Genomic DNA, 8,947 nt, shown 5'->3' on the forward strand with positions numbered 1-8,947 from the left:
ATATTAAAAACATCCTTTCTTTTAGTTCTAAAGAAAGGATGTTTTTATAACAAGCTTTTTCAATTGTCTATTCTATAGGGTAAATTTACCAGTGTTCTTCTCTTTATTATTTCATTAAGTAACATTAGCATTACATTCTGTATGGTTTCTTTAAAAATTTCAGTAAAAGAATATATTAATTTTGAAGTGTACAAATAGGGAGAGTGACTTCAACTGTAGTCCCCTTATTCACTTCACTCTCAATAAATACCTTTCCCTGATGTGTTTCAATGATTTTATAACAGATCATTAACCCTAAGCCAATCCCCTCTTCTTTAATACTATAAAAAGGTTCTCCAAGGTATGGTATACGTTCTTTTGGAATCCCACACCCTTGATCGATAAAACGAATTCTTACTTGATTATTATCAAGTATATTTATTTGAATCAGAATTTCCCCTCCCATCGGCATAGATTCAATTGCATTTTTTAATATATTAACAAATACTTGTTTTAATTGATTTCCTTCACATGAAATCAATGGAATACCAGGGTTAAGATCGATTCTAAATTTTATATTATGCATCATTGCTTGAGGTTGTAGTAGCATTAAAACTTGATCCATTAGCAAACTAATATCATTAGGTTGTATTTTTACCACCTGTGGTTTGGCTACCGCCATAAATTCAGTTGTTATGCTCTCTATACGCTCAATCTCTGATGATACTATATTAATATAACCCTGATTATTCTCATTTTCTGTTGATTTTAGTAATTGCATGAACCCTTTCATTGCAGTTAATGGATTATTAATCTCATGAGCCATTGCAGTCGCTAATTGTCCTACAACAGCAAGTTTTTCAGATTTTCGTAATAATTCTTCTGTTTTTAGCCGTTCAGTGATATCACGAGAAATACTTAGGAAAACCTTTTTACCATTTAAGTTAAAAACACGAACACTAAACTCAGCTGTTATTACTTTTCCTGTTGGAAAAACATATTCATCTTGCAAAGTGAAGGAAGTTTGTCCCTTTTTAATTTTTTCTAATAGCCTTACGATCATTTGAGAATCTTGTGGTACTATATTTGAAAATGATAATGAGAGCAACTCTTCTCTACTATATCCAAATCTTCTACACCCAACAGGGTTTACCTCAATAAATCGACTTGGAGCATTATCTTCATTCAGCTCTACTACATATACCGCATCAGTTGCTTGTTCAATTAGTGCACGGTACTTCATTTCACTATCTCTTAATTGCTGGTGTAATCGATGTCGTTCTCTTTCTGCTTGTTTTCTTTCAGAGATGTCTCTACATATTGCTGATAAAGCTATCACATTTCCTCTTACATCTAGTATAGGAGAAACTGTCAGACTGACATCAAGAAGACTCCCATCGCTCCTTTGTCTAACAGTTTCTAATCTAGTAACCACAGATTCGCCTGTTAGAATTTTCTGAATATTTTTAAGCGATTCTTCCATTAAAAAATCTGGTACACAAGGTAATCTCTTACCTATGATTTCTTGTGATGACCACCCAAATATCTTTTCATAAGCTTTATTCGCTTGTAAAATATGCCCTTCTCGATCAGAAATGGTAATAGCATCTAGATTGTGCTTTATAAATGATTCCAATAATTCTTTGGTAGCGCTTAATTCTGATTCTACCTTTTTCCTTTCGGTTATATCAACTGTAGAACCAACAACTTCAATAACTTGTCCATTTCGTTTAATCGGCCTAAGCGCAATAAGAATAATAGTTTTATCATTTGGCCAAGGTAATTCAAATATAATTTCTTTTCCTTCCCATGCCTGAAGATAGTACTTCATCAATTGTGGAACTAAATGTGGAGGAACAATAGAAGCATCAATAGTACGTAAGCTTTTTCCTACCACCTGTTCAGAATAAAATCCGTTTTGATAATAAAACTGTCCATCACATAAAGTGTGTATAAAGTGCTTACCCACTTTTTTAAATTTAAAAATTCCTCCTTGAAGCTCATGTACGGTATCTGCAAGTTCTTGCTTCGATTTTTTTAATTCTCGATTCATTTTAGATAAGTCCTGTGTTAAATAATACAATCTCTGGTAGGCTTCCATAAGAAATAGCCCAATTAAAAGTCCTAACGCTATATATAATAAGCCTCCTGTGTAAAGTAATGTAGTATTAAATAATACGCCAACTAACCACTTTATTCCAATAAAAACAGAAAAATATAACGATGCACTTTTAAAAGGATGTAGTTTTTTAAAATAAGTTTTAAAGGTAGAAAATAGAATCCCCATACCTAAATAAGCAATCACAGGAGGTTCCCAGTACCCTCCTGTGTAAAAGATACGCATTACAATTATGCTAATTAACGTAATCCAACCAGCAATACGACCAAAGTAAATAAAAGATAGAATAAGAGGAACAACTCGAAGATCGTAAGAAAATCCCATGTATGGAAAAGAAAAGAACATTAACGTAACTGCAATAATCCCTCCATAGAGCTTTTCGAAATATCGACTAGAATTAATTGTAAACACTTGAATAAATATTGCTGCGCTAACTAATAAAGAAAAAATAGAAAGGTTGATGAAATAATCTTTAATAATCATGTAATGTCCCTCCTTGCATTAAGTGTATTCGACAAAAAAGCTAAAAATCCTACAAATTGTATAAACAGTTCAAATGCATAAATTTTAAACTAGGATAAAATCTGGAAAAGTAAATAAGGAGCACAGCAGATGAGATATTTTAATGAAAAATAGTTCAAAAAAGATAATAGTAACCGTTGACTACTATTATCTTTTTTCTTTAAGTTATCGTAATACGTATGAAACTCTAAGGGACGTGGTATGTCATTTCATCAAACAATGATTATATGCTGAGTCATGAATATAGAAACTTCAACAGTAATTTTTGAAAAATAACATAAAAAAACAAAACTATCTTTGAAAATGGAAAAAATCTATATAAATGTCAACTAATCTATGTACAAAAACGTTCACTTAATTTTGCATAAAGTCACTCCACTTAGGAAGCTAAGTAGTTCTTCAAGGTCGATAAGAACACCTGTAGATGCTTCAGGATAACTACATAATTGTATGAGTAATGTACTTGAAACCTTTCGGTAAAACCATACACATAATACAACTAACTCCTTGGTTCAATATTTACTTTTTCGCTGAACAAATTCTTTTTCTTGAGCAAAATATTCTAGGATATAAGGAGATTTTTCAATTAACTTGGTGTCTAGTTTATTCTCCAGCTCCAATTACTTCGTTACTTTCAGATTCAGTTCATTATATTTTGTACTTTGTCTTTATACACAACATATTCTTTACCATCCACTACTGCTACTACCGCAAATTCATCATTTGGATTGAATGAAAGCCAATCAGCCCACATGTTAGTATTAGCCCCTCCACTCCACATATTATGAACAGTGTTTTTAGTTAAATTCATAACTTTATAAGACGCATTTGGCGCATTTGTTCCAGTCTTTATTTCAAAAGTGTATGCGTTATGAATTTTTTTATAAAAGTAGAAAACGTTTGATGGACGAAGCTGATTCAAAAAATCCTGTTCTTTTTTCTCTGCAATTTTTATCCCTTCTTGCAAAGTGACAACATCTGTTTTTAATGTTTTCCAACTGTTTTTCGCTGCATTCAAGCTAGGGGTTAAGAATTTATATTTATTTTGATCAGCTTTTTGATCAGCTTTATCAATATGTCCCAGTACACCCGAATATTGAGAATCTAAATCCTCCCATTGCGTAGACATATAAGTAAGAGCAGTGATAGCACTATCAAGCGTACTATGCATATCACTAATATTATGAAATGCAACTCCAACTACACGATTCAATGTTATTTTATAATCTACAGTCTGACGCAATTTTGCTAATTCAGGTTCTAGCCAACCTAACTTACCTCTTGCATCACCTATCATTATGCCACCAGCAATCAAGGTTGGAATAAAGGGGATTTTTACCATGTCTAACCCCTTAGATTCTATGTCTTTCTGATATTTTACTTGTCCTAAAAGGTCCTCTAGACGCTTTTGGTCAGCCTCCACATCAGCACCTTGGTTTTTTAAAATCGATTGCAATGTCTCTTTATGACTTCCAAATGTTCTAACATCTTCTCCAATAGCATTTTTTAATTGAATTAATTCTTCTATTAATGCTTTTGCAGACTTTTGATTTTGTTGAATTCCTCCCTGTAAATCTGTAATCCCTTTTTTTAAAGTATCTCCATTTCCATTATTGATCGCCTCTACTAATGTTTCATAATAATTTTCAAATTTTGTATCGTATTCTATAATGCCTGTCAATGTATCAAAAAGCTGTTTTTTCACTTGTGTATTCCATGTAACAGCATGTGCTCTTGCATTCTTTTGATCTTGTACAATTTTACTAGGTAAATCTGCATTTCCATTAATAGTTATTCCTTCAAAACTCACATCTGGATTATTAATTAGCAAATAAGAATATTCATTCATAGCTTTTGCAAATAAACCAGCATCTTGCAAAGCTTTTTTCATCTGTTCTTCATTTGCTGAAAGAGATATATTTTCATTGTTCGTTTGTTCAATTTCAATCGCAAAAGTTTCTAGTGGTATGACTGCATAAGTAGTTGTTATAGTTAAAAACGCTGATACAGCGAGTAGTTTATTAGGGATTTTTTTCATCATTTCGTATTCCTCCTATATAAGGTATGGTTTCAAGTTCTAATCTTATTAAAAAGCGATGTCTTTCAAAATGAGTTCTACATCTTTTATCAGTATCGTTTGAACTTTCTTTAGCAGCCTTCAAATCATTAAGTATTAAAGAAAATGTATATAATCTGCTTCAAATTAACCGATTCTGTTGCAAATTTTAAAAAAGCAATTAAACTACAAGGTTATTTTTTATTCGAATCATACTTATATATAATTGAAAGGCGAAGTCTTTAATGAGACTCCGCCTTTCTGTTATATAAGGATTTATTAATTATTACTTTTCTGTTTAACAGTGTAATCATAGACTTTCTATGTTTTAGTTCACTTTACGCAGAATTAATATTTCCCTATTTTTGTGGAGTAACAGTTTCCACTTTTAATTCCTTTATTCCTTCTTTTAATGTAACAGCATCTGTTCGTAATGTTTTCCAACTGTCTTTCGCTGCATTTAAATTAGGTTTTAAGAATTTAAATTTATTTTGATCGGCTTTTTGAGCTGCATTCTCAATATGCCCTAGAACGCCCGAATATTGAGAATCTAAATCATGCCACTGCGTGGACATATAAGTAAGAGCGTTAATAGCATCATCAAGCGCCTTGTGCATTTCATTAATATTACTGTAAGCAACTCCAACTACACGATTTAAGGTTACTTTATAATCCACAGTCTGACGTAATTCTGCTAATAAAGGCTCTAACTTACCTAAATTATCCCTTGCTACTCCCACTATAATACCGCCAATTATTGGTAGACCCAAAATAGCACCCTTCATTACATTAAACCCATCAGATTCTAATTGTTTATAATAGTTTACTGATCCTAATACTTCTTCTAGACGCTTTTGATCGGCATCAACATCTGCACCTTGATTTTTTAAAATTGACTGCAAGAGCTCTTTATTACTTCCAAAAGCTCTAACATCATGTCCAATAGAGTCTCTTAATTTAGTTAATTCTTCTATTAGTTGTTGTGCATACTTTTGATTTTGTTGAATTTCACCTCGCAAATCTGTAATCCCTTCTTTTAAAGTTTCTCCATCCCCTGTATTAATCGCTTCTACCATTGTTTCATAATAATTGTCAAATGTTGTATCGTATTCAACAATACCATTCAATGTATCTAAAAGCTGTTTTTTTACTTTCGTATCCCAAGTAACAGCATGTGCCCTTGCATTCTTTTGATCTTGTACGATTCTACCAGGTAAATCTACATATCCATTAATGGTAATTCCCTCAAAATTCACATCAGGATTCTTAATTAACATATAAGAATAGGCATTCATAGATTTTGCAAATAATCCAGCCTTTTGCAAGGTCTCTTTCATTCTCGCTTCATTTGCAGAAAGAGCCGTATCTCCATTGTTCGTTTGTTCAATTTCACTTGCAAAAGTTGTTACTGGTGAAACTACATTAGCAGTTGTAATAGTTAATAGCGTCGATACAGCGAGTAATTTATAAGGGATTTTTTTTATCATTTCATTTTCCTCCAATTTAGGTTTTAAATTTCAGTTCTACTCCTGTTTAAAAGCAATATCTTTTGAAATGAATTCTGCATCTTTATGAATATCATTCCAACTTTCTTTAGCGGCTTTTAAATCATCTGGTATTAAAGAGAATTTGTGGTCTTGCATAGAATCGATATTATCCAGTAAATCTGTATAATTTGCGCCCATTGTATTCCATTGCTTTTGAATATTTGTTAGAGACAATATCGCTTGATCTACAGTCTGATATAAATATGCCAATGTTTCTTTCGCGTTAGTAAGCGAAAGAACTGCTTGATTAGCACGATCTGCTTTCATACTTAATTCTCCGATTTTGTTAGAAATTTCATTATAGGAGTCCATATGCTTAGATGCTGTGACACCAGCCGCAGTTCCTAGACCGATACCAGCTGCACCAAGAGCCGAGAGTCCACCAACAACAGCCGGTGTTGCTGTACCGCCAGTTACAACAATAACTACCGCTCCTCCAATAGCTGCAATAACTAAAATAGCTGCTCCCAATCCACCACCAATTGACCATGCTAATACATCATCAAAATGTTTTTTCTGAGTAGAACGAAGTTGCTCAATTTCAGCTTGAAGTTGTGGAATCGTTGCCTGTTGACCTGCTAATATTGCAGTTAATCCACCTTTCCCATCTGGACCACCAACATTATTTTTAAAATCTGTAGAATTTTGATATAGTTTCCCTTTGAAGTCTTGTAGCATCTTAATCACATCTGTAACTTCTTTTGAATTTGTATTGATTGTAGTAATTAAATCATTTATACCCTCTTTTAGACCTGCCTTATCTTTCTTTTGTACAGTTTCTACTAATGTGTCGTAATAATTTTGAAATTGTTCATCGTAATTTACAATATTACGAGCAGTTTTTTGAATCTGTGGCTTCGCTGTATCTAACCAGTAATTCGCATTGATTCGTGACAGCTCTTGATTAAGGTGAATATTTTTGAGCAACTCTCCCCCCTCTGAGCCTAAATCGATATTAGATAAATTTACATTTGGTTGCTTAATCATTGTTTTTGCGTATAAATCCATTACTAGAATATGAGACCCTGTTTCAGCTAATGCTTTCTTCAGTCCTTCGGGGCCTAATGCATAATTGCCTACTTTTTGTTCTTGAGCGGTCGTTTCTTGTGCAAATGCATGAATAGTGTTACCGGTAGTAGCAGTTATAACAGTTGCTAATGTAGCTAAAGTTAGTACTTTGAATGGAAATTTTTTCATGACTATTCTCCTTCTTTCGCTAAATGCTTATAATCTGTATGAATTCCCTAAAAACGCAATATTAAAATTTATATACTTGTTCTTCAAGGTAACTTATTACATTTTTTAATTGTCTTAATGTATCTTTTTGAGACTGCTCGTTAGTTGTATCAACATTAGTAGATAATTTTGTAATGCTATTTTTTATTAGATTTAAATCTTCTTTATAGCGCTTTAGTAGATCCAGTTCTACATCTACTTGATTTGCAAACGTATGCAAATCATTTTGTGTAAGAAGAAGCATTGATTTTTGTAAATCAGCTATTGATAGTTTCGTTGTTAAATCATATATTTTTTGATTTTGTTTCTCTAAATCATCTAAATATGCTCGCTGTTCTGCTGTTAATTTATTTACTTCAGCAAAAACGCCAAATGTTTTCTTAATCTTTTCGGTATCAATGACCTTCATCAGGTCATACTCTTGTGTTTTTGCTGCGGCTGCGGCTGCTATTTCACCTTGTTTGCTTTTCTCAATTGCTTCACGAGCTGCTTTTTTTGCTGATTCAATCTCTAGAGCAGTTTTACCTTGTTCTGTCGCTTCTTGCGCCGCTTTTTTCTCCGCTTCTAGAATAGAGTTGTTAATTTCTTTTCCTTTGTTATATGCTGCCACCCCTGCTTGAGCAGCTGGTTCAATAATTTCTTTTGAAAGACTATAAACTTCTTTGAATATAGCAAATCCCTGCTCATTTAAAGCTCCTGGTATTAATGCAATTTGCTGTAAATCATTTTGAATTGCTTTTTTGGTATTTAATATTTCATTTTTTAACTGATCTATTTTTCCTGTTCCATCTGTACTTAGTATGCCTTGCGCAGTTGCCACATTAGTATCAAAATCTTTTAATTTTTTATCAAGCTGTAATTTAAGATCTGTTAATTCATTGATTTGTCGTTGCGCATTTTCTTGATTCGTCATAGCCATTTCTTGAAGTACTTCAAGTCTATCCGAAAACCCTTCTCTATCTTCTTTATTGTCTACAAACGATTTTAATGTCGGGTAATAACTATTAAATTTTGTTACAAATCCTTTACTTTTTGAATTTAATAGAATTAACTGTGGATAGAGTTCCGATGACCATTCCTTCATATCTTGTTTGATTAGGAATTGATTGGTATTTAAAGCTGGGACTTCCTCTAGCTGTACATTAGGACTCATTAAAGATTGATCAATATACGTTTGGATTAATTTAGATTGCGCACCTAATTTTCGTAATGAAGAGGAAATATCCATGCCTTCCTGTTGAGTTTCCGCTTGAACGATTGGTGTTGCGAGAGTATTGATAGGAATAGTTGCTCCAGTTACAATGGATGTGACTAATAATCCTGTCATTATTTTAGTTTTCATTCCGTACGCTCCTTTACCATTGTTTTTATAACTTAATTCATATAACTTGTACGACCGCTCTCTTTGTAAACTGGATAAGAAGGAGAAATCTTTCAGATACGTTAATATCGTTGTTTTTTACTTCTAATAGGATGTAAGGATTTTAT

5 protein-coding genes and 1 pseudogene are annotated in these 8,947 nt (G+C 32.6%); all 6 read right to left on the minus strand.

Annotated features, from left to right (window positions below; genetic code table 11):
• Window positions 1-175: 175 nt before the first annotated feature.
• The 6 genes and pseudogenes from DN403_RS29655 to hblC all read right to left on the minus strand — a co-directional run bounded on the left by DN403_RS29655 (window position 176) and on the right by hblC (window position 8,801).
• Window positions 176-2,581 (minus strand): PAS domain S-box protein, encoded by a 2,406-nt coding sequence (locus DN403_RS29655; protein WP_000584302.1) that lies wholly within the window; start codon window positions 2,579-2,581, stop codon window positions 176-178.
• Window positions 2,582-3,012: 431 nt separating this feature from the next.
• Window positions 3,013-3,240, minus strand: a pseudogene (locus tag DN403_RS32080) (hypothetical protein); the annotation flags it as partial.
• A gap of 20 nt (window positions 3,241-3,260) precedes the next feature.
• Complete coding sequence (gene hblB, locus DN403_RS29660; RefSeq protein ID WP_000976159.1) at window positions 3,261-4,661, minus strand: hemolysin BL regulatory component HblB; 1,401 nt, start codon at window positions 4,659-4,661, stop codon at window positions 3,261-3,263.
• A 374-nt stretch (window positions 4,662-5,035) separates the two neighbouring features.
• Window positions 5,036-6,163, minus strand: coding sequence for a hemolysin BL binding component B (gene hblA, locus DN403_RS29665; RefSeq protein ID WP_000591972.1), 1,128 nt, complete (start codon window positions 6,161-6,163; stop codon window positions 5,036-5,038).
• A gap of 36 nt (window positions 6,164-6,199) precedes the next feature.
• Complete coding sequence (hblD, locus tag DN403_RS29670; protein ID WP_000714435.1) at window positions 6,200-7,420, minus strand: hemolytic enterotoxin HBL lytic component L1; 1,221 nt, start codon at window positions 7,418-7,420, stop codon at window positions 6,200-6,202.
• 61 nt (window positions 7,421-7,481) lie between these two features.
• Entirely contained in the window at window positions 7,482-8,801 is a 1,320-nt protein-coding gene (gene hblC / locus DN403_RS29675; RefSeq protein ID WP_000850235.1) for a hemolytic enterotoxin HBL lytic component L2, read from the minus strand.
• Window positions 8,802-8,947: the final 146 nt, after the last annotated feature.

The sequence above is a fragment of the Bacillus sp. AY2-1 genome, assembly GCF_008368965.1.
GTDB lineage: Bacteria > Bacillota > Bacilli > Bacillales > Bacillaceae_G > Bacillus_A > Bacillus_A thuringiensis_S.